Here is a 26,980-nt window from a genome sequence, read left to right on the forward strand (position 1 = left end):
GGGCTCCGTCCGCCGTGCGCGAACTCGCGCCCGCTCGTCCGGGAGAGGTCGACACTGGTCACGTGGACGACCAGGAAGCGCTCGACGCCTACTCCTCGACGGTCATGCGCGTCGCCAAGACGGTGCTGCCGTCGGTCGCGGCGGTGAGCGTGCGCACGCGCCAGGGAGCGGGCGTCGGGAGCGCGTCGGTCATCACGGAGGAGGGGCACCTGCTGACGAGCGCGCACGTCGTGGAAGGCGCCGTCGCCGTGGAGCTCGCGTTCCACGACGGCTCCGCGTCCGCGGCCGCCGTCGTCGGGGCCGACCCCCTCTCCGACCTCGCGGTGCTGCGCGCCGACGGCGCGACCCCACCGCCCGTGCGGCTCGGCGATGCGTCCGCCCTCGGCGTGGGGCAGCTCGTCGTCGCGCTCGGGAACCCGCGCGGTCTCTCCGGCAGTGTCACCGCCGGCATCGTGTCGGCGATGGGCCGCTCGCTGCCGACGCGCGCGGGACGGGTCATCGACGAGGTCATCCAGACCGACGCGGCGCTCAACCCCGGCAACAGCGGAGGGGTGCTCGCCGACAGTGCGGGGCGCATGGTGGGCGTGAACACCGCCGTCGCGGGTATCGGGCTCGGCCTCGCGGTGCCCATCAACGCCACGACGCGCGAGATCATCGACGCCCTGCGGATCATCGGCCGGGTGCGGCGGGCGTGGCTGGGAATCGCCGGGTCGACCGTGCCGCTCGGTCCCGACGTCGCGGGGAAAGCGGGCTCGCGCGTGGGGATGCAGGTGGTCTCGGTCGCGCCGAACAGTCCCGCCGCGGTGGCCGGCGCGCGCACCGGCGACATCGTGCTCTCCCTCGACGGCGAGGCGATCGCCGACCCGACCGCCGTGCAGCGCCGCATGGTGGAGGGCGCCATCGGGCGGCGCATGGAGATGACGGTCTGGCGCAACGGCGCGCTCGTCGACGTCGTCGTGCTGCCGGAGGAGCTCCGGGTGACCTGACCGGTCGGGCGCCGTCGCGCCGGGCGCAGTCGCACCGGGCACAGTGGCACCGGGCGCAGTGCCACCGGGCACAATGGGCTCATGCCTGCGCCGCAGACGATCGTCGAGATCGCGGCCGAGCTCTGCGCGTTGCCGCCGGAGGACTTCGTGGCCGTCCGGAACGCCCGGGCGCGGGAGGCCGACGATGCGGCGCTCGCCGCGGAGGTACGGGCTCTGCGCAAGCCGCTTCTCGCCGCCTGGGTCGTCAACATGCTCGCGAGGGAGGATGCCGACGCGCTCGGCGAGGCGCTCCAGCTGGCCGACGAGCTGCGCGCGGCGCAGGACGACCTCGACGCGGTCGCGCTGTCGAAGCTGGGTCGCGAGCGGCGGACGCTGACGCGCGCGCTCGCGCGCCGCGCGGCGGCTCTGGCCGAGCAGCACGGCGCGACGGTGAGCGCCGCCGCGGTGGAGAGCATCGAACAGACCCTGAATGCGGCGATGCGGGATGCCGGTGCGGCGGCGGCCGTGGCATCCGGCCGACTCGTCCGCCCGTTGGAGGCCTCCGGGATGGATGCCGTCCACCTGGCGGACGCCGTCGCCGGGCCACTCGAGGTGCCACACCCCACGCAGAGCGCGGCGCCGACGGATGAGCTGAAGACGCGGCGGGAGCGGCGGGATGCCGAGCGCGCCGCGCGCGACGCCGAACGCGACGCCACGCACGCCGAACGCGAGCAGAGCCGGCTCGACGAGCGGTGGCGGGCGGCCCGGGAACGCGCCGTGCTGCTCGAGGACCGGATCGAGGCGCTCGAGGCGGACCTGGCCCGGGTGCGCGCCGAGTCGTCGTCGCTGCACGAGGAGATCGACGCGCTCGCCGCGGAACGCGCGCGCGCGGGGGAGCAGGCCAAGGCGGCACGGCGTGCCGCCGACCAGGCCCAGGCGCGGCTCGACGACTGAGCGTCAGCCGGCGAGCACCTCTTCGAGGCGTGCCAGGCCGTACGCGAACGCCTCATCGACGCTCCCGCCGAGGCGGAACGCGCCGGCGAGCTCCATGCTGAGAAACCCGGTCGCCCACGCGGTGAGCAGCCGCGCAGCGTCGAGCGCATGCTCCTCGCCGACGGCCGCCCGCGCCGCGCGCAGCACCGGTTCGCTCGCCCGCTGCAGGGCCTCGGCGCTGCCCGAGACGGCGTACATGAGCCGGAACCCCTCCGGGCGGGCGTGCGCGAAGTCCCGGAAGGCGCGGGCGAGGCCGCCGAGGCTGCCGTCCGAGCCCGCGAGCCGCTCCCCGAGGTCGTCGACGGTCGCCTCCGCGACGAGCTGCAGCAACGCGTCCCGGTCGCGGACGCGCTTGTACAGCGACGGCGCCTTCACGCCGACGCGCTCGGCCACGGCCCGCATGCTGACGGCGGCGGGGCCGCCCTGCTCCAGGAGGTCGCGGCCCGCGGTCACGATCGCGGCGAGCGAGGTGCGCTCCGGTGTCGGCATCTTGCCCTCCTCGTGGCTATGGATCTAAGCTATCATGGCTACACAGATTAGCCATCGAGGAATCGGGGAATCTTATGGAACTCGCACCGCACCTGCACCGCATCGGCAACGACATCGTGGCCGCCTATCTCGTCGTGCTGCCGGAGGGCATCACCGTCATCGACGCGGGCCTCCCGGGGCATCTCACAGATCTCCGCGCGGAGCTGGCGGGTCTCGGCCGCCCGCTCAGCGACATCAAGGGCGTCGTCCTGACCCACGGCGACAGCGATCACATCGGCTTCGCCGAGCGGCTCCGCCGCGAGTACGGCATCCCGGTCTTCGTGCACACCGCGGATGCCGATCGTGCGCGGGGCGGCGACAAGCCCCAGACGCCCATGGGCGCGGCGCGGATCGGGCCGATGCTGGGCTTCTTCGCCTACGCCCTCCGCAAGCGCGGCTGGCCGACGCACTACCTGCGGGATGTCGTCGAGGTCGCCGACGGGGACGTGCTCGACCTGCCCGGATCGCCGCGGGTCATCGGCATGCCCGGCCACTCTCCCGGCAGCGTCGCGGTGCGCGTGCCCGCCGTGAAGGCCGTCTTCGTCGGCGACGCGCTGACCACCCGGCACGTGCTCACCGGCCGCGCCGGCGCGCAGCCCGCGCCGTTCACGGACGAGCCGGAGCAGGCTCTCGTCTCGCTCGACCGGCTCGCCGAGATCGACGCGGAGTGGGTCCTGCCCGGGCACGGCACGCCGTGGCACGGGTCGCCCGCCGACGCGGCGCGCGGGGTGCGTGCCGCCGCAGTGACCGCGTAGCTTCAGCCGGCGGCCCCGGTCCGCCCGGCATAGTCCGCCATGGCGTCGAACGCGGCGTCCAGCTCGTGGTCCACGACCTGGCGCTCCGGGTGCGCGTCGTGGAACGCCAGGATCCGCCGCGCGCCCTCATCGAAGGTCACCGTCGTGTGGAAGTCCGGCGCCAGCCGGGTCACCTTCGCCGCGTCGAAGAGCATCGAGTGCGCCTTGTCGCCGAGGAGGGTCGGCCCGAGGTCGGGTGCGATCCGTGCGATCGCGTCGCTTGTCACGTGCACGAACTCCGGTGCGGCGACGCCTGCGGCATCCGCCAGCCAGCCGTAGATCTGATTCCAGGTCGGCGCGTGCGTGCCGGTGATCGTGAACGCGTCGCCGATCGCGGCGGGGTTGCCGAGCAGGGCGGTGAACGCGACGGCGAAGTCGTCGGCGTGCGTGATCGTCCAGAGGCTCGTCCCGTCGCCGTGGATGACGACCGGCCGCCCGGCCCGCATCCGGGCGATGTCGGTCCAGCCGCCGAGCGTCGGCAATAGCGTCTCGTCGTACGTGTGCGACGGACGCACGATCGTCACCGGGAGTGCGCGCGTGCGGTGTGCGGCCACGAGCAGGTCCTCGCAGTCGATCTTGTCGCGGGAGTACCGCCAGAACGGATTGCGCAGCGGCGTGGATTCTGTGACCGGCAGCGTGCGCGGCGGCTTCTCATACGCGGAGGCCGAGCTGATGAAGACGTACTGCCCGGCGCGGCCCTCGACGGCATTCAGCACCGTCTGCACGTGCGGCGGGACGAAGGAGAGGAAGTCCGCGACGACGTCGTAGCGGTCGCCGCCCATCGCCGCCCGGATGTCGTCGGCGTTGCGCACGTCACCGATGACCCGCCGGACCGACGGCGGCAGCTCGCGATCGCGGTTGCCGCGATTGAGGACGGTGACGTCGTGTCCGGCGGCGACGGCCGCCCGCACGCACGCGGTGCTGATCGTGCCGGTGCCGCCGAGGAAGAGGATGCGGAGGGAGCCCATGCCCAGACGATACCCACGGTGCGGCCGCCTGTCGCGGCCTCACTACGCTGGACGGGTGACGTCCTCCGCTCCGGCGCGCCTGCCCGCGTGGCTTGCGCTGTCGGGGGCGGTGCTCGTCGGCGTCCTGACCGCCGCGCAGGCGCGGGTCAACGGCCAGCTGGGCGCGCGCATCGGCGACGGGCTGACCGCCGCCGTGATCTCCTTCGGCTCCGGACTGGTCGTGCTGATCGTGCTGACCGGACTGCTGCCGGACGGCCGTCGCGGCCTCGCGCGCCTGATCGAGGGGACGCGGGGGCGCACCATCCCGTGGTGGATGCTGGCCGGCGGCCTCGCCGGGGCGTTCACGGTCGCGACGCAGGGCATCGCGGTCGCCGTCATCGGCGTCTCGCTCTTCACCGTCGGGGTCGTCGCCGGCCAGACCCTCTGCGGACTCGTGCTCGATCGCACCGGCTACGGCCCCGCCGGGGTCGTCGCCGTCACGATGCCCCGCGTCGCCGGCGGCGCGCTGGCTCTCCTCGCCGTCGTCGTGTCGCTGCAGGGCGGCGTGCTCGATCAGGTGCCGTGGTGGATGCTGCTGATGCCTTTCCTCGCCGGCATCGGCATCGCGTGGCAGCAGGCGACGAACGGCCGGCTGCGTCAGCGCGTCGGCACGCCCCTGACGGCGACACTCGTCAACTTCGCCGGCGGGACCCTGGTCCTGGTGATCGCCGCGCTCATCCACGGGGCGATCGTGCGGCCGGTGCTCACCGTTCCGGGGGAGCCGTGGCTCTACCTCGGCGGGGTGACGGGCGTGGTCTACATCTTCCTGTCGGCGGCGCTCGTCGCACACACTGGGGTGCTGCTGTTCGGGCTCGGCGCCGTCGCGGGTCAGCTGATCGCGGCGTTCCTGCTCGATCTGCTCTGGCCGGCCGCGGCCGGCGCGGGCCTGCTCCTCGAGCTCCTCACGGTCGGGATCGCGCTGTGCTCCGTCGTGGTCGCGACGGCGCCCCGTGCGTGGCGCCGGCCGCGGCGCCCGCGCCCGCGCGAGCAGGGCGCGGCTCAGGGCTGAGTGTCGGGCTCGATCGCCGTCTCCTGGGCCGCGGCGCGCTCGGCGGCGGCCGCCGCGGCATCCTTCTTGCCCTTCGGCATCCGCGTCAGGAGCTTCCGGGCGTCCACCGCCTTCCGGCGCCCCGCGCGCGCCCCCGCCGGCTTCCCGCCGACGTACAGCCAGCCGAGGAGCTCCTCGTTCTTGGCCAGGCCGTGCGCCTTCGCGACGGCTTTCGCCCGCGTGTAATGGCCGGTGCGCCAGATGACACCCCAGCCGGCCTCGTCCAGCAGCAGGCTGAGCATGTGCGCGACGCCGGAGGCGACGGCCTCCTGCTCCCACCGCGGCACCTTCCCGCTCTTGTGGTAGCTGGCGACCACCGCGATGAGCAGGGGTGCGCGCAGCGGCTTGCTCGACGGCTTCGTGTCGCCGTCGGCCTTCGCGATCGCCCGCCCGAGGCGCTCCCGGTCCTCGCCCCGCAGCTCGATGAGCCGCCACGGCCGAAGGTTCGAGTGATCCGCGACGCGCGCCGCTGCGGCGACGAGGGTGAGCAGCTCGGCGCGCGTCGGCGCCTCGGCCGTCACTTTCGACCACGAGCGGCGGGCCCGGACCGCCTCGAGCGCGGCGCCGGTCACGATTCCGGGGCGAAGTTCAGCGACAGCGAGTTCATGCAGTAGCGATCGCCGGTGGGCGTGCCGAATCCGTCCGGGAACACGTGCCCCAGGTGCGAGCCGCATGCGGCGCAGCGCACCTCGGTGCGGACCATCCCGTGCGAGCGGTCCTCGATGAGCTCCACGGCCTCCGGGCGCACGGATTCATAGAAGCTCGGCCAGCCGCAGTGCGAATCGAACTTCGTTCCGCTCTGGAACAGCTCGGCGTTGCACGCGGCGCACGTGTACAGGCCGGCGCGGCTCTCGTCCAGGAGCTCGCCCGTCCAGGCGCGCTCCGTCCCGGCTTCGCGGAGCACGGCGTACTGCTCGGGCGTCAGCTCGCGACGCCACTCGTCTTCGGTCTTGTCCACGCGGTATGTCATGTGTCGACTCCTTCTCACCTCCATTCAACCCGAGTGCGGACGGGAGTGTTCCCCCAGAATGGTCAGGTGGCGAATCAGGGCGAGACGGATGCGGTCGCCGCGCGCTACGCCCGCTTCGCCGCCGCGGAGGCTCCCGGCCGATCCGCGGTGTACGAGGAGTGGGCCGCGGGTGTTGCTGCCCATGCCGACGTGCAGGCCGTGCTCGCCCGCATCCCGGCGAACCGGCGCCAGCCGCCGCTCGTCTTCGCCGTCACCCGGCTACTGGGCGCGGGGGAGCCGTCCTTCGCCGGGTGGCGCGCGTGGCTGCTCGCGCACGCCGAGGATGTCGTCGCCGAATGCGGACGACGGTCGCTGCAGTCCAACGAGCCGCTGCGGTGCGCCGCGCTGCTGCCGGCGCTCAGCCGCATCCCCGGACCCATCGCGCTGCTCGAGATCGGCGCGAGCGCGGGCCTGTGCCTGTACCCCGACCGGTACTCGTACCGCTACGTGTCGCCGGACGGCGACCTGATCGAGCGCCTCGATCCGGTCGACGGGCCGTCGAGCGTGGAACTGGAGTGCGAAGTCCGCGGCGCTCTGCCGCCCCTGGCGCTGCCGGAGGTCGTGTGGCGCGCGGGCATCGACCTGAATCCGCTCGACCCGACCTCGCCGGACACCGCCGCGTGGCTCACCCGCCTCGTGTGGCCGGGAGAGACCGGACGCGCGGAGCGCATCGCCGCGGCCGTCGCGGTCGCCGCCGCCGACCCGCCGCTGCTCGTCGCCGGCGACGCCGTGGATCTCCTCGCGTCGGTCGCCGCCGAGGCGCCGGCCGACGCGACGCTCGTCGTCACGACGCCCGGCGTGCTCGCGCACATCCCGTGGGCCGGCCGCCGCCGCGTCATCGAGGCCGCGCGGCGGGCGGGCCGCTGGGTCACGATCGACGACCCGGCGCTCCACGACGGCTGGAACGCCCCGATCGAGGACTGGCCCGGCGGCTTCGCCGTGGCCCTGGACGGCGAGGTGCTGGCCGCCGCCGACCCGCTCGGGGCCTGGCTGCGGTTCTGAGCCGTCCCGCCGTGCGGGGTGCTGGGTGAGCCGCGGCGTCATGTCCCGCCGTGCGGGCGCCCGATTCGCGGCGAACTGCAGGATCGGGTGTGACAGGTGGTGCCGGTGAGTCACTCGCGCCCCACGAGTCACACTCGGCCCTGCGGTCTGCCGTGCCGCGCCGCCCCGCGTGCCGCGCGGCCCCGCGCTCCGGGCCGCCCCGCGCCGCGCATCGGGCCGAGCCGGGTGTGGCGCCGCGGCGGCGGGCCGCCTCCGGGTTAGCGTGAGGATGTGCCCCTCTCCGACCGCGACCGCGACCTGCTGGCGTTCGAGGCGCGGTGGCAGCGGCACGGCGCCGCGAAGGAGGAGGCCGTCCGCGTCGAGCTCGGGCTGACCCCGGCGCGGTACTACCAGCTCCTCGGCCGCCTCATCGACGACGCTGACGCGCTGGCCCACGACCCCATGCTCGTGCACCGGCTGCGCCGCCTCCGCGACGCCCGTGAGCGGGCTCGCCTCTCCCGGGCGTCCGTGCTCACAGCCTCCCCCCGGTAGCATTCTCTGGTGCCGAAAACGCCCGACCCGAAGGACCGTTTCGATGACCTCCCGGTCGATCGCGGCCGCGTCGGCGCGCACCGCGCGGAGAACCCCCGGCTGCGCGGCGGGCTCGTCCTCCTCTGGTCCGCGGTCGCCACGGTCGCGCTGATCGCCGTCGGGATCTTCGGGACCCTCGTCGCCACCGGCCGCGTCGTGCCCTTCCCGGCGCCGTCCGGATCGCCTGCTCCCGTCGCGACGGCCGAGCCCACGATCGACACCGGCTACACCGTGCTCGTGCTCAACGCGACGGGGGAGCGCGGCCTCGCCAATCTCGTCCGCGACGAGATCCTCGATGCGGGCTGGGCCGGCGACGCCGTGCTGGCCAGCGAGGCGGGCGCGGACGACTTCGAGCTGACGACGGTGTACTACCCGACGGCCGAGGACGAGGGCGCCGCGCGCGGCGTCGCGCAGCTCGTCGGCGCGACGCGGCTCGTGCTCGACGACGCGTACCAGCCCGCCGACGACCCGGACGCGCGCCAGCTCGCCGTCGTGATCGGCCTCGATCGCGCCGGCGCCGCCGGCGACTCCACGCCGACCCCCTGATCGGCGCCGCGCGCGGCGTGTGTTTCACGCGTGTGAACAGTTCTATGCGGCGCGGTCAACAGTTCCCGGATGCCGGGATCCGGCCGCGGCCGCGTGGCTAGCATGGCGAGGTCCCACAGCTTCAGGAGATTCGCATGACCCAGGGCACTGTCAAATGGTTCAACGCCGAGAAGGGCTACGGCTTCATCACCGTCGTCGACGGCCAGGATGTGTTCGTGCACTACTCGAACATCGAGATGAACGGCTTCCGCGTCCTCGAAGAGGGCCAGAAGGTCGAGTTCACGGTCGGCACCGGTCAGAAGGGTCCGCAGGCCGAATCCGTGCGGCCCGTCTGAGCGCCGGTGCGGCCGCCGCGCAGTAGCCTGTGGGCGTGAACCTCCGTCGTGCTCGCCTCGCGGGCGCTGCGGCGTTCGCGACGGCGGGTCTGCTCCTCTCCGCGTGCGCGCCCACCCCGGCCGCCGCGCCCTCGCCGACGCCGCGCGTCACGCATTCCGCGGAGCCGACGCCGTCATCCACTCCCACACCGGTCCCCGTCGTCCAGACCGGGCCGCTGCGGGGCACCGTCGTCGAGGATGCCGCGGCCCTGGGGCCGGCGCTGTCCGCCAAGATCGACAACCACCCGGATGCCCGGCCGCAGTGGGGCCTGGAGCACACCGACATCGTGTTCGAAGAGCTCGTCGAGGGCGGCATCACGCGCTACGTCGCCGTCTGGCACTCCGACGTGCCCGACGAGATCGGGCCGGTCCGCAGCATCCGGCCCATGGACCCCGACATCATCGCGCCGTTCGGCGGGATCGCCGCCTACTCCGGCGGGCAGGAGCGCTTCGTTGCGATGATGCAGGACACCGACGTGCACAACGCCATCCACGGCGGTGCGGACGACCGGTTCATGTACCGTGCGACGTCGCACACGGCGCCGCACAACGTGGTCGTCGAGGCGCGGGAGCTGCGTGCGGAGTACGCCACGATCGCGCCCCCGCCCGTGCAGTTCCTCTTCGCCCCGCGCGGGCACGCGCCGATCTTCGGCGCCGCCGCCGGCGGCATCGACGTGCGATTCTCGACCGTGTCGGCACGCTCGTGGCGATGGGATGCCGGCTCGGCCGCCTACCTCCGTTCGCAGGACGGACGCGCCGACCTCGACGCGGCGGGCGCACAGCTGCGGGCGACCAACGTCGTGGTGCTGCAGGTGGCGATCGACTGGTCCTACGGCATCGTGCCGCGCACCGTCATGGTCGACAGCGGCGACGCCTGGGTCTCCACCGGCGGAAGCGTCATCCGCGGTCGCTGGTCGAAGCAGAGCCAGACCTCCCCGATCGCGCTGACGAACGCCGCCGGCGGCGAGATCAGGCTGGCGCCCGGCAACACGTGGGTGGAGCTGGTCCCCACCTCCGGAAGCGTCTCGGTCACCGGCTGACGCGTCCCGCGCAGCTTGCACTCCCCATGGCCGAGTGCCAGAATGGGTTAGCACTCACGGATAGCGAGTGCTAATGACTCATCCTCACGTCCGGGAGGGACGACACACTTATGGCAAAGATCATCGCTTTCGACGAAGAGGCCCGACGCGGCCTCGAGCGCGGCCTCAACATCCTGGCTGACGCCGTCAAGGTGACGCTCGGCCCCCGCGGTCGCAACGTCGTGCTCGAGAAGAAGTGGGGCGCCCCCACCATCACGAACGACGGCGTCTCGATCGCCAAGGAGATCGAACTCGACGACCCGTACGAGAAGATCGGCGCGGAGCTCGTCAAGGAGGTCGCCAAGAAGACCGACGACGTCGCCGGTGACGGCACGACGACCGCCACGGTCCTCGCTCAGGCGCTCGTCCGCGAAGGCCTGCGCAACGTCGCAGCCGGCGCCGACCCCATCTCCCTGAAGAAGGGCATCGAGAAGGCCGTCAAGGCTCTCTCCGACGAGCTGCTGTCCTCGGCCAAGGAGGTCGAGACCCGCGAGGAGATCGCCGCCACGGCATCCATCTCGGCTGCTGACCCGGAGATCGGCGAGCTCATCGCCGAGGCCATCGACAAGGTCGGCAAGGAGGGTGTCGTCACCGTCGAGGAGTCGAACACCTTCGGCACCGAGCTCGAGCTCACCGAGGGCATGCGCTTCGACAAGGGTTACATCAACCCCTACTTCGTCACGGACCCGGAGCGCCAGGAAGCGGTCTTCGAGGACCCCTACATCCTCATCGCGAACCAGAAGATCTCGAACATCAAGGACCTTCTGCCGATCGTCGACAAGGTGATCCAGGAGGGCAAGGAGCTCCTCATCATCGCCGAGGACGTCGAGGGCGAGGCTCTCGCGACGCTCGTGCTCAACAAGATCCGCGGCATCTTCAAGTCGGTCGCCGTCAAGGCTCCCGGCTTCGGCGACCGTCGCAAGGCTCAGCTGCAGGACATCGCGATCCTCACCGGCGGCCAGGTCATCACCGAAGAGGTGGGCCTCAAGCTCGAGAACGCCACGACCGACCTGCTCGGCCGCGCGCGCAAGGTGATCATCACCAAGGACGAGACGACGATCATCGAGGGTGCCGGCGACGCCGGCCAGATCGAGGGCCGCGTCACGCAGATCCGCCGCGAGATCGAGAACACGGACAGCGACTACGACCGCGAGAAGCTCCAGGAGCGTCTCGCGAAGCTCGCCGGCGGCGTCGCCGTCATCAAGGCGGGTGCCGCGACCGAGGTCGAGCTCAAGGAGCGCAAGCACCGCATCGAGGACGCCGTCCGCAACGCGAAGGCGGCCGTCGAGGAGGGCATCGTCCCCGGTGGTGGCGTCGCGCTCATCCAGGCCGGTCAGCGTGTCTTCGGCAACCTCCAGCTCGAGGGCGACGAGGCGACCGGTGCGAACATCGTCAAGGTGGCCATCGAGGCTCCGCTCAAGCAGATCGCGCTGAACGCCGGTCTCGAGCCGGGTGTCGTCGCCAACAAGGTCGCCGAGCTCGAGGCCGGTCACGGCCTGAACGCGGCCACCGGCGAGTACGTCGACATGTTCGCCGCGGGCATCATCGACCCGGCGAAGGTCACCCGCTCGGCGCTGCAGAACGCCGCGTCGATCGCCGGTCTGTTCCTCACGACCGAGGTCGTCGTCGCCGACAAGCCGGAGAAGGCGTCGGCTCCGGCCGGCGACCCGACCGGTGGCATGGACTTCTGAGTCCCAGCGACTGATCCAGCGAAGGGCCCCGACTCCGGTCGGGGCCCTTCGTCGTTGCGTGACGGGGTCACCGGTCACCGGTCACCGGTCAGCTCACCGGAAGAGGCCCGCTGCCGCGGACTCGGTCTGCGCGTACTGCGTGCCCGCCGAGGTCAGGGCGGCGTTGATGTCGGTGAGGGCGGCGTCGAGGTCGCGCTGTGCGGCGCGCCAGCGTTCCACGACCCCCTGGAAGGCGACGGAGGCGGCACCCGTCCACGATCCCTGCAGCTGAGTGAGCTGGGCGAGCATGGCCGCCGTCTCGCCCTGCAGGCGGTCGCTCGTGGCACGGACGGCGGAGGTGGCGGTGAGGACGGCGTCGCTGTCGACGGAGAAGACGGCCATGGTGAGCTCCTTCACGGGGTGATGCCCGCCACGGTACGCACGCGCATCGACCCATGGGCACGCGCGCGGATGCCGGGGGACGGGGCCGTGGGGACGCCCGGCTGGGGAGGAGGCCCCGGCCGCTACTGCTCGGCGGGACGCACCCGGGGCAGCGGCTGCGTCTCGATGAGCAGGTGCTCCTGCGGGTTCCGCTCCTGGGCCAGGGGAAGGGACACGCGGAAGGTCGCCCCGCCGCCGGGCGTCTCGGTGACGGCGATCGAGCCGTGCAGCGCGTCGACGATCGAGGCGACGATCGACAGGCCCAGCCCGGAGCCGCCGGTCTCGCGCGTGCGGGACGTGTCGGCGCGCCAGAAGCGCTGGAAGATCTTGTCGCGGATCTGCTCCGGGATTCCTTCGCCGTGGTCGCACACGGCGATCCATCCCATGCCGTCACGGGCATCGAGGCCGACCGCGATCTCGATCGGCGACCCGGGCGGGGTGTAGCGGCGGGCGTTGCCCAGCAGGTTCGCGACGACCTGGCGGATGCGGTTCTCATCGCCCAGCACGACGGGCGCGACGTCGTCGCGGGCGTCCGGCAGGGGGGTGGGCTCACTGAGCGCCGCGCCGGATCCCGCCGGCTCGGCCGCGCTGCCTGGCCGGGGTCGCCGGCGGAGCAGGGAGAACGGCGCGCCCGTCCGGGCGGCGTTCGGCCGCCGCGCCGCACCCGCCGGCCCGCCGGCTGGCGGGCGCGCCGGCACGGCATCCTTGGTCTCACGCTCCGGCAGGGCCGTCGTATCGACGAAGGTGACCTCCCGCTCCGGGGCGGTCACGCGGGCGTCCAGCACGGCATCCTGCGCGATGGGGCGGAGATCCACGGCGGTCACGACGAGGTCGCGACGCTCGTCCAGTCGCGCGAGTGCGAGGAGGTCCTCGACGAGCACGCCCATCCGGATCGCCTCCTTCTCGATGCGCTCCATCGACTGGGCGGTCTGCTCCGGCCCCGAGATCGCCCCCATCCGGTACAGCTCGGCGTAGCCGCGGACCGTGACGAGCGGCGTCCGCAGCTCATGGCTGGCGTCGCCGATGAAGCGGCGCATCTGCTGCACGGAGGCGTCCCGCTGCCCGAGGGCCTGATCGACCCGGTCGAGCATCGCATTGATCGCGGTCTTCAGCCGACCGACCTCCGTGCGGGGCGTGATGTCCGTCATCCGCTGCGTGAAGTCGCCCGCCGCGATCGACATGGCCGTCGCCTCCACCTGCCCGAGACCGCGGAAGGTCAAGGTCACGAGGAGGCGCGTCGTGAGGGCCCCGAGCAGGATCGTGAGGATCGCGAGCGCCGTATAGATGCCGATGAAGTTCGCGACCGTCTGATTGACCGGGGCCAGCGGCAGGGCGAGCAGCTGCACGTTGAGCTCGCGGGCGCCGGCGATCTGCAGCGTGTCGACGCTCGCGTGGAAGGTCGCGGTGCCCGCCTCGGAGGTCAGCTCGAAGGGCGCCGTGCCGCGCATGAGGGGCTCGTCGAGCGCGACGGTCTCCGGGAAGTCCGGCCAGACGGCACTAGACGGCCCGTCGGTGGCGAGCAGGGTGCCGTCGGCGCCGTACACGGCGATGAAGAAGGGGCTGAGCGTCGACGCGTCGCGCCGCTCGAACCGCGCGACGCCGTCGACCACCTCGACGTCGAGCAGGCTGCTGGCGAGGTCCGTCGTGACGGTCTGGCTCAGCGACTGGTCGCGCTCGGCGACCTGGGCGTTTCGGAGGAAGATCATCGTCCCGATGCCGGACGCGAACAGCCCGATCGTCAGGACGGCGACGGTGACGCCGGTGACCTTGGCGCGCAGGCTGATGCCGCGCCACCACGCGGTGACCCGGTCGGTCCTCTTCTCCTGCGCGGCCACCCGGGCCTCCCGGGTCCTACGAGGTCTTGCCGGCCTTCAGCATGTAGCCGAATCCGCGCTTGGTCTGAATGAGCGGCTCGGACGAGTACGGGTCGATCTTGCGGCGCAGGTAGGAGATGTAGCTCTCCACGATCCCGGCGTCCCCGTTGAAGTCGTACTCCCAGACATGGTCGAGGATCTGCGCCTTGCTGAGCACCCGGTTCGGGTTCAGCATCAGGTAGCGCAGCAGCTTGAACTCGGTGGGGGACAGGTCGATCGACACGTCGCCGACGAGGACGTCGTGGGTGTCCTGGTCCATCGTCAGCTCGCCGGCGCGGATGGTGGACTCCTCGTCGGCCTGCATCGTCCGGCGGAGGATCGCCTCGATGCGGGCGACGATCTCGTCGAGGCTGAACGGCTTCGTGACGTAGTCGTCGCCGCCGGCGTTGAGACCCTCGATCTTGTCCTCGGTCTCGTCCTTCGCGGTGAGGAAGAGGATGGGCGCGGTGTATCCGGCGCCGCGGAGCCGCTTGGTCACGCTGAACCCGTTCATGTCCGGGAGCATGACGTCGAGGATGATGAGGTCGGGTTCCTCCTCCAGGACGGCGGAGATCGTCTGCGCCCCATTGGCGACGGCGCGGACCTGATAGCCGGCGAAGCGGAGGCTCGTCACCAGCAGGTCCCGGATGTTCGGCTCGTCGTCCACGACGAGGATGCGCGCTGCGGTCATAGCCCCATCCTGGCACCGGATCTCATGTGTGTGCTGGATATCGGCGGTTCGCCAGGCTCAGCGGACCCCGGCGCCCCGCACGATACGGGTGACGACGGGGCGGATCTCGGCGTGCGGATCCACCGTCAGGCGGTGCAGGACGAGGCCCTCCAGCCCCGCCATGGTCGCCCGTGTGGCGTCGTGGTCCGGTGTGATCCCGATGCCGGCCAGGAGCGCCCGCATCCACACTTCGAACGCCGCACGCTGCGCCAGCAGCGGGGCGAGCAGCTCCGGGTCGGCCGCCCCCTCGAGGAACATCGCGTACCGCGCCCGGCTGCGGGATGCGAACGGCCCGGTCTCCGCCGCGACCATCGCGCAGAACGCGTCGATCAGCTCGTCCGCGTCGCGCGGCGCGTCGCCGGAAGCGGCGGCGAAGTCGGCGCGCTCCCTCTCCGCGATCCAGGCGGTGACACCGGCGACGAGCGCATGCCGCGTGCGGAACCAGTTCGAGGTCGATCCCTTGGGGAGCCCGGCGCGCTCGTCGACGCGCGCGTGCGTGAGGGCGCGGATGCCCTGCTCGCCGACCAGGGCGACGGCTGCGTCGAGGGCGCGGCTGCGGGTGTCGGTCACGATCCGACCCTACGGCCGGTCCGGGTACTACGAAAGTAGTGACACGGCACTACGAACGTAGTATCGTCGTCGGATGGACACGCCACACACCGGCGAGCCGGCCGCCGACACCAGGATCTGGAGCCCGCCGCTGCCCGCTGCGCCGGGCTTCGCCCACACGATCGTCGAGACGCCGGGGCTCCGCACCCACGTCGCCACGGTCGGGGAGGGACCGCCCGTCGTCCTCCTGCACGGCTTCCCTGAGCACTGGTGGCAATGGCGCGACGTGGCCCCGGCGATCGCGGCGCAGGGGTACCGGGTGATCTGCCCGGATCTTCGGGGGGCCGGCTGGACGGAGGCCGACGATCCGCAGATCCGCCACGAGACGCGGATGCACGACCTCCTCGCCCTGTTCGAGGTGCTCGGGGTGGATCGCCCCCATGTGGTCTCGCACGACCTGGGCGCCCTGACCGGCATGCACCTCGCCTACGCGCACCCGGAGCGGGTGCGCACCCTCGTGCAGCTCTCGGTCCCGCCCGGGTTCATGCGGTTCACGCCGCGGATGATGCCGGCCTTCCGGCACTACCCGCGGATGCTGTGGGGTGGGCATCGGCGGTCGTTGTCGTGGCTGTTCGTGTCGCCGTACCTCGTCCGGCCGATGACCGCCGAGACGCTGGACGCCTACCTGCGCGTGGCAGCGCGTCCGGAGGTGGCGCGCGCGACCCGCAAGGTCCTGCTCGGGATGATCACTCCCGAGATCGCCTGGCTCATGGGGCCGCACTACAAGCGGATGCGGCTGCAGCCGCCGACCCTCGTCGCGTTCGGCGATCACGACTGGCCGTTCACCGAGTCGGTTGTGCGCGGCATGTGCCGCGACCACGACCGCTGTGCGGACCGCTTCGAACTGGCCTTCATCCCGCACGCGGCTCACTTCGTGACGGACGACGCCCCGGATGCCGTCGCGGATCTCGCCCTGGACTGGTTCCGGCGCGAGGGCGGGGAGCGCTGACGAGGTTCGCCGCTCGCCGGCGCGGATCGGCGAAGATGGAGCCATGACGACGCCCACCCCCGCGCCGCCGGCTCTCCGCCCGCTCCCCGCGCCCGCCCCCCTTCCCGCCGATGCACTCACCGGCGGGCTCGCGTTCCACCGGCTCGTGTTCGCGCGGCGACGGAGCGCCTGGTGGACGCCGCTCGTCGTCGGCATCCTCGGCATCGCGTTCTACGCGGCGCTCCTGGGCATCGTGCTCGTCGCCCTCATCGCGGTGTCCCTCGCCGACCCGGCGTTCGCCGAGCGCATCCTGACCCTCGGCCAGGGCATCGCCTTCGATCTGACCGACCCGTTCCTCATCGCCCTCACCCTCGGCACCATCGTGCTCATGCTGCCGGCGTACGTGCTGGCATCCCTCATCGTCAACGGCCGGCGGGTGGGACTCGTCTCCTCCGCCGCGGGTCGGCTGCGCTGGCGGTGGATGCTGCTGTGCGGCGCCGTCGCGCTGGCCGTCTCGCTGGCACTCACCGCCGTGTCGGCGCTCCTGCCCGCCGAGGCCGTGGATTCCTCCGGCGTCGTGCCGCCGGATCGGAACCCGCAGCTGTGGATCACGCTCGCCGTGCTGCTGCTGTTCATCCCGCTGCAGGCCGCGGCGGAGGAGTACGTCTTCCGCGGCTACCTGCAGCAGGCCATCGGCCGGTGGCTGCGGCATCCGGCGTTCGCGATCCTGCTGCCGGTGCCGCTCTTCGTCCTCGGTCACCTCTACGACCCGCTGGGACAGGCGAGCGTGGCGATCTTCGCGATCGCCGCGGGCTGGCTCACGTGGCGGACCGGGGGGCTCGAGGCCGCCATCGCGCTGCACGTCGTGAACAACCTGCTCGCGTTCCTGCTCGCCCTCGCCGGGCTCGGCGACGTCAATGACTCGTCGCCCGGCCTCGCGAGCTTCTTCTGGTCGCTGGTCGTGATCGCCGCGTATACCGGCGCGGTGGAGTGGATGTTCCGCCGTGCGACGCTCGGCCGCACGCTCGTGCTGACTCCGCCTGCGGCGCCCGCGTCCGCGGCCGCGCCGGCGCAGGGCCAGGGTCTCGCGCAGGGCTGATCAGCGCACCCGCGGCCCCGCCCGACCCACTGCGCTTGGCGTGTCACAGAACCTGCGGGGTTCGCCGCGCGCACCCGCATCCGCTGTGACATCCGTGCACCGCGTGTCACAGAAGCCGCGGGTGCATTGCGTAGGCACCCGCGCGAGGTGTGACATCGGGACGCCGGGACGCCGGGCCGACCGGACCGCGTCGCGGTTCCCGGCCGCCCGCCCTAGGCGGCGGCGAGCTGGTCGGCGTCGAGGATCGTGTAGCTGTAGCCCTGCTCGGCGAGGAAGCGCTGGCGATTCTGCGCGTAGTCCTGGTCGACGGTGTCGCGCGCGATGAGCGTGTAGAAGCTCGCGGTGTGCCCCGACGTCTTCGGGCGCAGCAGCCGGCCGAGGCGCTGGGCCTCCTCCTGGCGTGAGCCGAACGATCCGGAGACCTGGATCGCGACGGATGCCTCGGGCAGGTCGATCGAGAAGTTCGCGACCTTGGAGACGACCAGGAGCGGGATGCGGCCCTCACGGAACGCGGCGTACAGCACCTCGCGCTCGTCGACGGGCGTGGCGCCGGTGATCGACGGGGCGTCCAAGGCTTCGGCGAGGATGTCGATCTGGTCGAGGTACTGCCCGATGACGAGGATCTGTTCGCCGGCGTGCCGCGTGACGAGGTCGCGGACGACGCCGATCTTCGCGTGCGCCGTCGCGGCGAGACGGTAGCGGTCCTCGTCGGCGGCGGCGGCGTACTCCAGGCGATCGGATGCCGGGAGATCGATGCGCACTTCGTAGCAGACGGCGGGGGAAATGAAGCCCTGCGACTCGATCTCCTTCCACGGGGCGTCGAACCGCTTCGGGCCGATGAGGCTGAACACGTCGCCCTCCCGGCCGTCCTCGCGCACGAGCGTCGCGGTCAGGCCCAGCCGGCGCCGCGCCTGCAGGTCGGCCGTGAGCTTGAACACGGGCGCCGGCAGCAGGTGCACCTCGTCGTAGACGATGAGGCCCCAGTCCAGGGCGTCCAGCAGCGCCAGGTGGGCGTACTCGCCCTTCCGCTTCGCGGTGAGGATCTGGTAGGTCGCGATCGTGACCGGCTTGACCTCCTTGGACTGACCGGAGTACTCGCCGATCTCCTCGGGGGTCAGCGACGTGCGCTTGAGCAGCTCGTCGCGCCACTGCCGCGCGCTCACCGTGTTGGTCACGAGGATGAGGGTCGTCGTCTTCGTGTCGGCCATCGCCGCCGCGCCGACGAGCGTCTTGCCGGCGCCGCAGGGGAGCACGACGACGCCCGACCCGTCGGCGCTGAACGTGTCGACGGCCTTGCGCTGGTAGGGGCGCAGCGTCCAGCCGTCCTCGTGCAGGTCGATCTCGTGCGGCGTGCCGGGCGTGTACCCGGCGTGGTCCTCGGCCGGCCACCCGATCTTCAGCAGCTCCTGCTTGATGTGCCCGCGAGCCCACGCGTCGATGACGTAGACGCCGGCGGCCGGCTGCCCGATCAGCAGCGGCTGGATGCGCTTGTTGCGGGCCACCTCGGAGAGCACCGCGGCATCCGTCGACTTGAGTATGAGGGTGCCCTCGTCGTCGCGCTCGATCGTGAGCCGGCCGTACCGACCGACGGTCTCGCGGATGTCGATGGACACCGACGGCGGCACCGGGAAGCGCGACCAGCGGTCGAGGGTCGCGAGCATGTCCTCGGCGTCGTGACCGGCGGCGCGGGCGTTCCACAGCCCGAGCCGCGTGATCCGGTAGGTGTGGATGTGCTCGGGGGCGCGCTCCAGCTCCGCGAAGACCGCGAGCTCGTGGCGCGCGTCTTCGGCGTGGGGGTGCGCCACTTCGAGCAGCACCGTCCGGTCGCTCTGCACGATGAGGGGGCCGTCAGCCATAACGGACGATTCTACCGGAGCGGCCGGGGCGCGGGCCGGTGCGGGCGCCGTCAGGCACCGGGGCGGACGCTGACGATGCTCGAGACGGGCAGGGTCCGCTCGACGTCGGCGGCGCGGTCGCGACCGCGGAGGCGGCCGCCGCCGAGCCCGGTGGCCTCCATCGTGATCTCCCGGTCCGAGCCGTCCGGCAGGCGCACGACGATCGTGACGATGGAATGGGAGCGGACGGCCTGCTCCAGTTCGCGGCCGAGCCAGGCGGCATCCGAGTCGTCGCTGTTCGCCCCGCGCAGGCGGGCCAGGAGACCCGCGTAGGGGTCGGCGGGCAGGCCGTCCGGCTCCGCCGCCAGGCGGTGCCGGTCGAGGGCGCGGGGGTTTCCGTCGACGTCGACGGAAACGACGGGGTAGCGGGCGTCGGCCAGCATCCAGAACGCCGTCTCGGGGAGGCTCCGGCTGATCAGCACCTCGCCGTCGAGGTAGAGCCCGAGGGGGCGGAGCGCCTGGTCGACGGCCACGGCGCGCAGGAGCGCGCGGTCGTGGCTCGTGACGCGGGTGCGGCCGGTGGCATCCGGACCGACCTGGATGGTGCCGTGCCGGGCGGCGCTGCGCTCGATCTCGTACGCGAGCGGCTGCGGCAGCCCCGTGAGCGAGAGCTCCTCGAGGAAGGCGCGCAGCGACTCGGCGCTCTCGCCGGCGGTCAGCGCGGAGCTCAGCGACTCCGCCGTGAAGCGGTAGGTCGACGCCTGTGCGCGGGATTCGCGGCGGGCCATCGTGCGCAGCCGCATGTCGAGGTGCGGCGCGAGCGGGCCGGGGGAGATGGCGGTGAGGTCGTTCTGCAGGTAGACGCGGTCGACCTCGGGCGGGAGGAGCGCCTGCAGCGCGGCGTGATCGGCGTCGCCGCCGCGGGCGAGGCCCGCGGCCCACGGGGGCGTCGTGCCGGAGCCGTCGACCATCGCCCAGCGCTCGAGCATCCGCCGGCTGCGGGCGGCGCGCAGCGGCCAGGTCGTGTCGAACGGGTAGGCGCCGGGCCAGTGCGCGAGCGGGATCCAGCCGCCGTCTTCGTCGCGCAGCGCGGCGGGGAGTGTGTCGCGCAGCGCCCGGGCGATGCTCGCCCAGCGCGGGACGGTGCCGGTCGCGAGCCACTCGACGCCCGCGGCGGTGACGAGCCACTGCCGGTCGCTCGGGGCGATGAGCCCGGCATGCTCCGCGATCGCGATGAGCTCGTCGGCCTCCTCCCCGTCGTTCGCGGCGCCGGAATCGACGAGCCGCCGGCGGTCTCCGGCACCCAGCGCCCCGGAGCCGATCCGGTTCAGGGGCGCCGCGAGACTCAGCTGCAGGATGTCGGCGAGGGACGTGGATGCCGCGAACGCGCGCTCCGCGGCCTGCTCGGCCGAGTCCCCGGCGGCCGGAGCGGTGTCGAGGGAGACAGCGGGCTCGAGGCCCGGCCAGCCGTCGCGGAGGCCGCGGAACGGCATCCCGTCGTCGTCGAGGAAGCCCCGCGCGGTCAGGTCGTCGCGGTGCGGGCCGGGCGGCACCGGCGTGCCGTCATCCAGCGCCCGCTGCAGGGTGGCCGCGTCGGTGCGGGACAGCGCGGCGATCCCGCGGCCGAGCAGGACCGGGTCGAGGAGCGCCTCGGCCATGTCGTAGTAATCGGCCCAGGCGGTGGCCGGCGGCACGCGCCGTTCGGCCAGGATCCGCCGCAAGGGCTCGTCCGCGAGTGCCGCGAGCGTGCTCGCGAGGACTCGGGCATCCGTGGCGGCCACGTCAGGAGCCCTTGTTGGCCCGCGCCCTTCTGACGAAGGTCATCACGAGCACCGCCACGAGCAGCACGAAGGCCAGGATCGGCGCGATGTAGACGATCGTGCCGAGGGCCGGCCAGAGACCGGCGCCGAAGTCGGCGCCGGCTGTCGTGCCTATGATGATCGCGAGGAAGCACAGGATGGACAGCACGAGCAGCCCCAGGGACATGAACGCGAGGATGCGATCGATCCGGCGAACCGGCAGATCCTCGCCGGAGTGTGGTGTGCTCATCCGTTCCAGCCTACTGGGTCGCGGCCGGTGTCGTAGGCTGGAGGGCGGGGCTGAACGGTCCCGGTTGGACTGCGCCCGCATGCGGGCGAGAGCGAGGTTGAGATGCCCACCGGCAAGGTCAGGTTCTACGACGAGGAGAAGGGGTTCGGCTTCATCACGACCGATGACGGCCAGGACGTCTTCCTGCACGCCACGGCGCTGCCCGCCGGGGTCACGACTCTGAAGCAGGGCACCCGACTCGACTTCGGTGTGGCCGACGGCAAGCGCGGGCTGCAGGCTCTCGCGGTGCGGGTGCTCGAGGCGCCGGTCAGCCTCGCCAAGCGCAACCGGAAGCCCGCCGACGACATGGCGATCATCGTCGAAGACCTCGTCAAGCTGCTCGACGGGATCGGCGGCGACCTCCGCCACGGCCGTTACCCGACCCCGTCGCACGGACGCAAGATCGCAGCCGTGCTGCGGAAGGTCGCCGATGACCTCGACGCCTGAGCCCGCCGACGAGCGGCTCCTGAGCGCGCACGATCTCGCTCGCGCGGCGCTGTACGAGATCACGGCACCGGCCACCGTCGGCGATGCCGCCGGTTACACGCTGGAGGAGGGCGGGGTCGTCTCGCTGCGGTTCCACAACCGCCTCGGGGGGTACCCGGGCTGGTTCTGGACCGTGAGCCTCGCCGTCGTCGATGGCGCGGAGCCCACGGTGCTCGAGGTCGAACTGCTTCCCGGCGACGGCGCGCTGCTGGCGCCCGAGTGGACCCCGTGGGCGGAGCGTCTCGCCGACTACCAGGCCGCGCAGGCGGCGCTCGCCGAGGCTGCGGGCGAGTCCGCTGACGGCGACGCCGATGAGGATGCGGACGACGACGACGACGCGCTCGGCGACCTCGACGACATGGATGCCGCGGACTTCGACGAGGACGGGTCGCCCATCCTGCACGCCGGCGACGTCGACGGCGTCGACATCGACGTGCTCGACGAGGATGCGGACGACGAGGACGACGCCGACGAGGACGACGCCGACGAGGACGACGAAGACGAGGACTGACCTCCCGCTCCGCTCCCCGCGCGGCTAGGGTTGTCCGATCCTGGCCCGCATCAAGGGGGATCGGCGAGATGAGACCGCTTCGCTACTCGATCAACGTCACGCTCGACGGCTGCTGCCACCATGAGGCGGGCCTGCCTCCCGACGAGGAGTCGATGGGGCACTGGACGGCCCTGATGGAGCGCGCCGACGCCCTTCTCTACGGCCGGGTGACCTACGAGATGATGCAGTCCGCCTGGCGGAAGCCGGCCGGCGGGGTGTGGCCGGACTGGATGGAGGAGTGGGAGATCCCGTTCGCGGAGGCGATCCACCGGGCGAAGAAGTACGTCGTGTCGAGCACGCTGAGCACTGTCGACTGGAACGCCGAGCTCGTCCGCGGCGACCTGGGGCCCGCCGTGGAGCGCCTCAAGCAGGGATCCGGCGAGGGACTATGGGTGGGCGGCGTCACGCTGCCCCTCGCGCTGGCCGACCTGGGCCTGATCGACGAGTACGAGTTCGTCGTCCAGCCGGTCATCGCCGGGCACGGCCCGAGGTTGCTCGCGGGCCTGCGCGAGCGCATCCGGCTCGAGCCGGTGGAGCGCCGTGAGTTCCGCTCCGGCGCGGTCCTCCAGCGCTACCGGCCCGCCCGCGTTGCGGCCGAGGAACCGCATCCCGCGTGAGAAACCACGCCAGGGCGTGTGCGACCGGTGCCCGTGGTCGGGCACCTGCGTGAGAAACCACATCCAGCGTGAGAAACCACGCCAGGGCGTGTGTGTCATGCCGGATGTGGTTTCTCGGCGCCGCGAGACGCGCTCTGGGCGCCGTGAGTACGCAGTCGGGTCGCGCCGGGCGCGACGCGCGACGCGCGCCGGCGCCGGGCCGCGGCTCAGTCGGCCAGGTGCTCCACGGTGTAGTCGATGCACTGGATGAGCCGGCGCACGTCGTCGGGCTCGATCGAGACGAACGTCGCGATGCGCAGCTGGTTGCGGCCGAGCTTGCGATACGGCTCCGTGTCGAGGATGCCGTTGGCGCGCAGGCTCTTGGCGACCGCGGCCGCATCGACCGAGTCGTCGAAGTCGATCGTCACGACGACGGGGGAGCGGTCGGCCGGGTTCGCGACGAACGGCGTCGCGAAGCTCGAGGCCTCGGCCCAGTCGTAGAGGGCGCCGGAGGATTCCGCGGTGCGCTCGCTCGCCCAGCCGAGGCCGCCGTTGCCGTTGATCCACTCGAGCTGCTTGTCCAGCAGGTGCAGCGTCGCGACGGCGGGCGTGTTGAGCGTCTGGTTGAGGCGCGAGTTGTCGACCGCGTTCTTCAGGCTCAGGAACTCGGGGATGTAGCGACCGGATGCCGCGATGCGCTCGATGCGCTCGATCGCGGCCGGGGAGACCGCGGCGAACCAGAGGCCGCCGTCGGACCCGAGGTTCTTCTGCGGCGCGAAGTAGTAGACGTCGCTCTCCGACACGCGCAGGTTGATGCCCCCGGCGGCGCTCGTCGCGTCGATGACGGTCAGCGCGCCCTCGTCGCCGTGCACGCGGGTGACCTCGGTGGCGACACCCGTCGAGGTCTCGTTGTGCGGCCACGCGTAGACGTCGACGCCCTCCACGGCCTCCGCCGTCGTGCTCGTGCCGGGCTCCGCCTTGCGGACGTCGGGCGTCTCGAGCCACGGGGCGCCGGCGGCGGCGGCGAACTTGCCGCCGAACTCGCCGAACACGAGGTTCTGCGCGCGCTTGTCGATGAGACCGAACGCGGCGGCATCCCAGAACGCGGTGGAGCCACCGTTGCCGAGGATGATCTCGTAGCCCTCCGGCAGGCGGAGCAGGTCGGAGAGACCGGCGCGGACCTGGCCGACGAGGCTCTTCACGGCGCTCTGGCGGTGCGAGGTGCCCATCAACACGGCGCCGGGGCCGGCGAGCGAGGCCATCTGCTCCTCGCGGATCTTGGACGGGCCGCAGCCGAATCGTCCGTCGGCGGGCAGAATCTCGCGAGGCAGCGTCACGTGGGCCATGCCTTGAGTCTAGATCCGGCGCAGGCCCCTCTCCGTCCCCGTTACGCCCCGAGCCGATAGGCTGGCGGGGACTGTCCCGACGCGCACGAAGGCACCGAATGACCGACTTGATCGACACCACCGAGATGTACCTGCGCACCATCCTCGAGCTCGAGGAGGAGGGGATCATCCCCCTCCGCGCCCGCATCTCCGAGCGGCTCGGCCACTCCGGACCCACCGTGTCGCAGACGATCGGGCGCATGGAGCGCGATGGGCTCGTCGTCGTGTCGGAGGACCGCCGGCTCGAGCTCACCGGCGCCGGTCGGCAGAAGGCCGTCGACGTCATGCGCAAGCACCGCCTCGCGGAGCGCCTCCTCAGCGATGTCATCGGCCTGGACTGGGCGTACGTGCACGAGGAGGCGTGCCGCTGGGAGCACGTCATGAGCGAGCTCGTCGAGCGGCGCCTCATCGAACTGCTCGACCACCCCACCGAATCGCCGTACGGCAACCCGATCCCGGGCCTCGACCAGCTCGGCGACATGCCGGCGCGCACGTTCGACGAGGGCGTCGTCGGACTCGTGCGGCTGCTGGAGCAGGTCGGCGGACCCATCGTCGGCACGGTGCGGCGGCTCGCCGAGCCCGTGCAGGTCGACCCGGAGCTGCTCATCCAGCTGCGCGCCGCGGGCGTCGTCCCGGGCGCGTCGGGGGAGTACCGGTTCAGCGAGGGCTACGTCCTCGTCCAGATGGACGGCAACGAGGAAGGCCTCGAGCTGCCCGTCGAAGTGGCATCCCACATCTTCCTGGTGGACGCACGGGAGCGCCTCGCCGTCGAGTCGGTCTGACCGCCCGAATCTGGCAGTCACCGGGGAACCTGATCTGCACCACCCCTCCTGCGTGACATATTCGTTACCTTCCGGTAGCCTCGAAAAGTCCAACGGCGAGAAGCCCGCCACAGGACCGCCGCACGAATTGCCTCTCCGGCTCGTCGTTCGCGTGGTGACACCCGTACATCTGTGCCTGACACTGATCACCGACGAGCCAGCGTGCGAACGCGGAGGCGCCGGAGGAACTTTTGGCTGAACAGATCGATTCGTCGTCGGAATCACCCGAAACCGACGAGACGAGTCCCCTGAAGCGGGACCGCGTGCGCCGTCTGCTGGCGCGTCGCTCCGCTTCTCAGACTCCGCTCGCGCCGGAAGCGCGCAGCACCGCCGTCGCCACGGCATCCGCACGTTCTCGTCCCCGCACGCGCACCGTGCACCCCGTTCGCAGCCTGCTGACGGTCACCGCCGTCGCCGGTCTCGTCGCCACCGTCGCGATCCCCGCCTTCGCCGCATCCCGCGGCGCGACCGCCGAAGCCGTGACGCTGCAGCAGGTCGCCGCGGAGAACGCGCAGAACCTGGTCGTCGCCTCCGAGGCGACCCCGGAGGCCCTCGCACGCGGCGGATACTCCGCCACGACGCCCGAGGAGATCAACAAGACGAAGGCCGAGGAAGCCGCCAAGAAGGCGCTCGCCGCCCGTCTGGCCGCCGCCTCCGTCGCCAGCAGCAGGAGTTCGAGCAGCTCCTCCATGAGCATGGACGTCCCGGCGTCGATCGCCGCCGCGGGATCGGTCGTGCGTCCCCTGCCGCACTTCGACAACTTCGGCACCCCGTACGCCGGCCACAAGGGCACCGACTACATGGTCGCCCGCGGCACCCCGATCTACGCGATCGCCGACGGCGTCGTCGTCGCCTCCAGCGAGAGCGGCCCGGGCTGGGGTGTGTACGTCAAGATCGCGCACAACATCGGCGGCCGCACCGTCACGTCGCTGTACGCCCACATGGGCTACGGCACGCGGCGCGTCACGGTCGGCGAGACCGTGTCGGCCGGGCAGCTGATCGGTCAGGTCAGCGACACCGGACGTGCCTTCGGCACCCACCTGCACCTCGAGATCTACGTCGGCGGCTCCTGGGTCAACGCCGAGGGCTTCCTCGCCGCCAACGCCGGCTGATCTCGCGACACGAGGATTCCCTCGGGCGTTTCGGGCCCGGTGTCCCCAGGCTGTATTACCCTGATCCCGACGCTCGCGTGAGCCGAGGGGGAGCCGATGGACGCAGTACCCCGCATTCGAACCGTGAATGCGCTAGGTCGCTATGTCCTTCGTCATCGTGTGCACGAATGCCGCGACATCCGTCGTGGGAGCAAGGCGCTGTCTTCGTGACAGCGCCTTTTTTCGTGCCTGCACTCTCCTCGGGGAACGTGATCGCCGCAACGAACAACCGCTGAAGCCGTCACGGCCGTTCGAGAGGACACCGCATGCGCACCCTGGTGCTGAACGCAGGATATGAACCGCTGGCCGTCGTGTCGTTCAAACGAGCCCTCGTGCTCGTGATGAACGACAAGGCGACCGTGATCGAACGGGTGGACGGTGATCCCGTCTGGGGGACCCGCTCCTCCTACGACCGACCGGCGGTGATCCTGCTGACCAGATACGTGCGCGTGCCCGGCGCCCGGCGCGTCCCCGTGACGCGGCGCGGCGTGCTGCGCCGTGACGGGCACCGCTGCGGGTACTGCGCGAAGAGCGCCACGACCATCGACCACGTGCTGCCGCGCTCGCGTGGCGGGGCGGACTCCTGGGAGAACCTCGTCGCCTGCTGCCTCCGGTGCAACAACGCCAAGGGCAACCGCACGCCGCAGGAGATGGGCTGGCAGCTGCGCATCATCCCGCAGCCGCCGCGCGGCGCGCAGTGGACGGTCCGCGGCACCGAACGCGGCGACCCGGTCTGGGAGCCGTACCTGGCGCTCGCCGCCTGACCGCCCGATTCGGCCGGCATTCTCCGCACGGATGCCGATGTCGGAGGTCGTCCGTATCT

Annotated in this window: 30 protein-coding genes; 18 read left to right on the forward strand and 12 right to left on the reverse strand. The window is 72.1% G+C overall.

Annotated features, from left to right (window positions below):
• Positions 1-62: 62 nt before the first annotated feature.
• Positions 63-986, forward strand: coding sequence for a S1C family serine protease (locus BR85_RS01995; protein ID WP_028495007.1), 924 nt, complete (start codon positions 63-65; stop codon positions 984-986).
• Positions 987-1,067: 81 nt separating this feature from the next.
• A complete protein-coding gene (locus BR85_RS02000; RefSeq protein ID WP_028495008.1) occupies positions 1,068-1,919 on the forward strand; it encodes a hypothetical protein in 852 nt (283 codons plus the stop codon).
• 3 nt (positions 1,920-1,922) lie between these two features.
• On the opposite strand, the gene BR85_RS02005 is transcribed toward BR85_RS02000, so the two are convergent.
• Entirely contained in the window at positions 1,923-2,447 is a 525-nt protein-coding gene (locus tag BR85_RS02005; protein WP_028495009.1) for a TetR/AcrR family transcriptional regulator, read from the reverse strand.
• 74 nt (positions 2,448-2,521) lie between these two features.
• Here BR85_RS02005 and BR85_RS02010 point away from each other — a divergent pair, with 74 nt between their 5' ends.
• Entirely contained in the window at positions 2,522-3,241 is a 720-nt protein-coding gene (locus BR85_RS02010; RefSeq protein ID WP_028495010.1) for an MBL fold metallo-hydrolase, read from the forward strand.
• A gap of 2 nt (positions 3,242-3,243) precedes the next feature.
• On the opposite strand, the gene BR85_RS02015 is transcribed toward BR85_RS02010, so the two are convergent.
• Positions 3,244-4,248, reverse strand: coding sequence for an NAD-dependent epimerase/dehydratase family protein (locus BR85_RS02015; protein ID WP_028495011.1), 1,005 nt, complete (start codon positions 4,246-4,248; stop codon positions 3,244-3,246).
• A 55-nt stretch (positions 4,249-4,303) separates the two neighbouring features.
• Between BR85_RS02015 and BR85_RS02020 the strand changes: the two genes are divergently transcribed.
• Complete coding sequence (locus tag BR85_RS02020) at positions 4,304-5,296, forward strand: DMT family transporter (RefSeq protein ID WP_051526113.1); 993 nt, start codon at positions 4,304-4,306, stop codon at positions 5,294-5,296.
• On the opposite strand, the gene BR85_RS02025 is transcribed toward BR85_RS02020, so the two are convergent.
• Together BR85_RS02025 and msrB are read right to left on the reverse strand one after the other, a co-directional pair.
• The gene (locus tag BR85_RS02025) at positions 5,287-5,907 is read right to left on the reverse strand and encodes a nitroreductase family protein (RefSeq protein WP_231478547.1); all 621 of its coding nucleotides are present in this window, start codon (positions 5,905-5,907) and stop codon (positions 5,287-5,289) included. The two genes, BR85_RS02020 and BR85_RS02025, sit on opposite strands and share 10 nt — an antisense overlap.
• The gene (gene msrB / locus BR85_RS02030; RefSeq protein WP_028495013.1) at positions 5,904-6,305 is read right to left on the reverse strand and encodes a peptide-methionine (R)-S-oxide reductase MsrB; all 402 of its coding nucleotides are present in this window, start codon (positions 6,303-6,305) and stop codon (positions 5,904-5,906) included. The genes BR85_RS02025 and msrB overlap by 4 nt, the downstream gene beginning before the upstream one ends.
• Positions 6,306-6,371: 66 nt before the next feature.
• On the opposite strand from msrB, the gene BR85_RS02035 reads away from it, so the two are divergent.
• The 6 genes from BR85_RS02035 to groL all read left to right on the forward strand — a co-directional run bounded on the left by BR85_RS02035 (position 6,372) and on the right by groL (position 11,606).
• A complete protein-coding gene (locus BR85_RS02035) occupies positions 6,372-7,346 on the forward strand; it encodes a DUF2332 domain-containing protein (protein ID WP_028495014.1) in 975 nt (324 codons plus the stop codon).
• A gap of 270 nt (positions 7,347-7,616) precedes the next feature.
• A complete protein-coding gene (locus BR85_RS02040; RefSeq protein ID WP_028495015.1) occupies positions 7,617-7,877 on the forward strand; it encodes a DUF3263 domain-containing protein in 261 nt (86 codons plus the stop codon).
• A 9-nt stretch (positions 7,878-7,886) separates the two neighbouring features.
• Complete coding sequence (locus tag BR85_RS02045; protein WP_028495016.1) at positions 7,887-8,462, forward strand: LytR C-terminal domain-containing protein; 576 nt, start codon at positions 7,887-7,889, stop codon at positions 8,460-8,462.
• A 134-nt stretch (positions 8,463-8,596) separates the two neighbouring features.
• The gene (locus tag BR85_RS02050; protein ID WP_028495017.1) at positions 8,597-8,797 is read left to right on the forward strand and encodes a cold-shock protein; all 201 of its coding nucleotides are present in this window, start codon (positions 8,597-8,599) and stop codon (positions 8,795-8,797) included.
• A gap of 35 nt (positions 8,798-8,832) precedes the next feature.
• Positions 8,833-9,876, forward strand: a complete 1,044-nt coding sequence (locus BR85_RS02055) for a DUF3048 domain-containing protein (protein ID WP_051526114.1) — start codon at positions 8,833-8,835, stop codon at positions 9,874-9,876.
• Positions 9,877-9,986: 110 nt separating this feature from the next.
• Positions 9,987-11,606 carry a chaperonin GroEL gene (groL, locus tag BR85_RS02060; RefSeq protein ID WP_028495019.1) on the forward strand — a complete coding sequence of 540 codons (1,620 nt, stop codon included), beginning with the start codon at positions 9,987-9,989 and terminating at the stop codon, positions 11,604-11,606.
• Between the two features lie 93 nt (positions 11,607-11,699).
• On the opposite strand, the gene BR85_RS02065 is transcribed toward groL, so the two are convergent.
• From BR85_RS02065 to BR85_RS02080, 4 genes are all read right to left on the reverse strand, one after another.
• Entirely contained in the window at positions 11,700-11,987 is a 288-nt protein-coding gene (locus tag BR85_RS02065; protein ID WP_028495020.1) for a WXG100 family type VII secretion target, read from the reverse strand.
• 122 nt (positions 11,988-12,109) lie between these two features.
• Complete coding sequence (locus BR85_RS02070) at positions 12,110-13,732, reverse strand: sensor histidine kinase (protein WP_051526222.1); 1,623 nt, start codon at positions 13,730-13,732, stop codon at positions 12,110-12,112.
• Between the two features lie 145 nt (positions 13,733-13,877).
• Complete coding sequence (locus BR85_RS02075; protein WP_028495022.1) at positions 13,878-14,570, reverse strand: response regulator transcription factor; 693 nt, start codon at positions 14,568-14,570, stop codon at positions 13,878-13,880.
• 57 nt (positions 14,571-14,627) lie between these two features.
• A complete protein-coding gene (locus BR85_RS02080) occupies positions 14,628-15,179 on the reverse strand; it encodes a TetR/AcrR family transcriptional regulator (protein ID WP_028495023.1) in 552 nt (183 codons plus the stop codon).
• 73 nt (positions 15,180-15,252) lie between these two features.
• Here BR85_RS02080 and BR85_RS02085 point away from each other — a divergent pair, with 73 nt between their 5' ends.
• Together BR85_RS02085 and BR85_RS02090 are read left to right on the forward strand one after the other, a co-directional pair.
• A complete protein-coding gene (locus BR85_RS02085; protein WP_051526115.1) occupies positions 15,253-16,167 on the forward strand; it encodes an alpha/beta fold hydrolase in 915 nt (304 codons plus the stop codon).
• A 43-nt stretch (positions 16,168-16,210) separates the two neighbouring features.
• A complete protein-coding gene (locus BR85_RS02090) occupies positions 16,211-17,245 on the forward strand; it encodes a CPBP family intramembrane glutamic endopeptidase (RefSeq protein WP_051526116.1) in 1,035 nt (344 codons plus the stop codon).
• Between the two features lie 212 nt (positions 17,246-17,457).
• On the opposite strand, the gene BR85_RS02095 is transcribed toward BR85_RS02090, so the two are convergent.
• Genes BR85_RS02095 through BR85_RS02105 form a run of 3 tightly spaced genes read right to left on the reverse strand, consistent with a single transcriptional unit; the run spans position 17,458 to position 21,129 of the window.
• The gene (locus BR85_RS02095) at positions 17,458-19,101 is read right to left on the reverse strand and encodes a DNA repair helicase XPB (RefSeq protein WP_028495025.1); all 1,644 of its coding nucleotides are present in this window, start codon (positions 19,099-19,101) and stop codon (positions 17,458-17,460) included.
• A gap of 50 nt (positions 19,102-19,151) precedes the next feature.
• Positions 19,152-20,861 carry a helicase-associated domain-containing protein gene (locus BR85_RS02100; RefSeq protein WP_028495026.1) on the reverse strand — a complete coding sequence of 570 codons (1,710 nt, stop codon included), beginning with the start codon at positions 20,859-20,861 and terminating at the stop codon, positions 19,152-19,154.
• A gap of 1 nt (position 20,862) precedes the next feature.
• Entirely contained in the window at positions 20,863-21,129 is a 267-nt protein-coding gene (locus BR85_RS02105; protein WP_028495027.1) for a hypothetical protein, read from the reverse strand.
• A gap of 102 nt (positions 21,130-21,231) precedes the next feature.
• On the opposite strand from BR85_RS02105, the gene BR85_RS02110 reads away from it, so the two are divergent.
• The 3 genes from BR85_RS02110 (at position 21,232) to BR85_RS02120 (ending at position 22,821) form a co-directional block, all read left to right on the forward strand.
• Positions 21,232-21,615, forward strand: a complete 384-nt coding sequence (locus BR85_RS02110; RefSeq protein ID WP_028495028.1) for a cold-shock protein — start codon at positions 21,232-21,234, stop codon at positions 21,613-21,615.
• On the forward strand, positions 21,599-22,165 hold the full coding sequence (locus tag BR85_RS02115) for a DUF3027 domain-containing protein (protein WP_028495029.1): 567 nt from the start codon (positions 21,599-21,601) through the stop codon (positions 22,163-22,165). The genes BR85_RS02110 and BR85_RS02115 overlap by 17 nt, the downstream gene beginning before the upstream one ends.
• 68 nt (positions 22,166-22,233) lie before the next feature.
• Entirely contained in the window at positions 22,234-22,821 is a 588-nt protein-coding gene (locus BR85_RS02120) for a dihydrofolate reductase family protein (protein ID WP_028495030.1), read from the forward strand.
• Positions 22,822-23,027: 206 nt separating this feature from the next.
• Here the strand turns inward: BR85_RS02120 and serC are convergent, their stop codons facing one another.
• A complete protein-coding gene (gene serC, locus BR85_RS02125) occupies positions 23,028-24,146 on the reverse strand; it encodes a phosphoserine transaminase (protein ID WP_028495031.1) in 1,119 nt (372 codons plus the stop codon).
• Positions 24,147-24,244: 98 nt separating this feature from the next.
• Between serC and BR85_RS02130 the strand changes: the two genes are divergently transcribed.
• The 3 genes from BR85_RS02130 to BR85_RS02140 all read left to right on the forward strand — a co-directional run bounded on the left by BR85_RS02130 (position 24,245) and on the right by BR85_RS02140 (position 26,921).
• Entirely contained in the window at positions 24,245-24,967 is a 723-nt protein-coding gene (locus BR85_RS02130; protein WP_028495032.1) for an iron-dependent transcriptional repressor DtxR, read from the forward strand.
• 302 nt (positions 24,968-25,269) lie between these two features.
• Positions 25,270-26,118: a M23 family metallopeptidase gene (locus tag BR85_RS02135; protein ID WP_231478548.1), complete on the forward strand. Its 849-nt coding sequence runs from the start codon at positions 25,270-25,272 to the stop codon at positions 26,116-26,118.
• Positions 26,119-26,423: 305 nt separating this feature from the next.
• On the forward strand, positions 26,424-26,921 hold the full coding sequence (locus BR85_RS02140) for an HNH endonuclease (protein WP_028495034.1): 498 nt from the start codon (positions 26,424-26,426) through the stop codon (positions 26,919-26,921).
• Positions 26,922-26,980 lie beyond the last annotated feature (59 nt).

Source organism: Microbacterium sp. UNCCL10, from assembly GCF_000746195.1.
Taxonomy (GTDB): Bacteria; Actinomycetota; Actinomycetes; order Actinomycetales; family Microbacteriaceae; genus Microbacterium; species Microbacterium saccharophilum.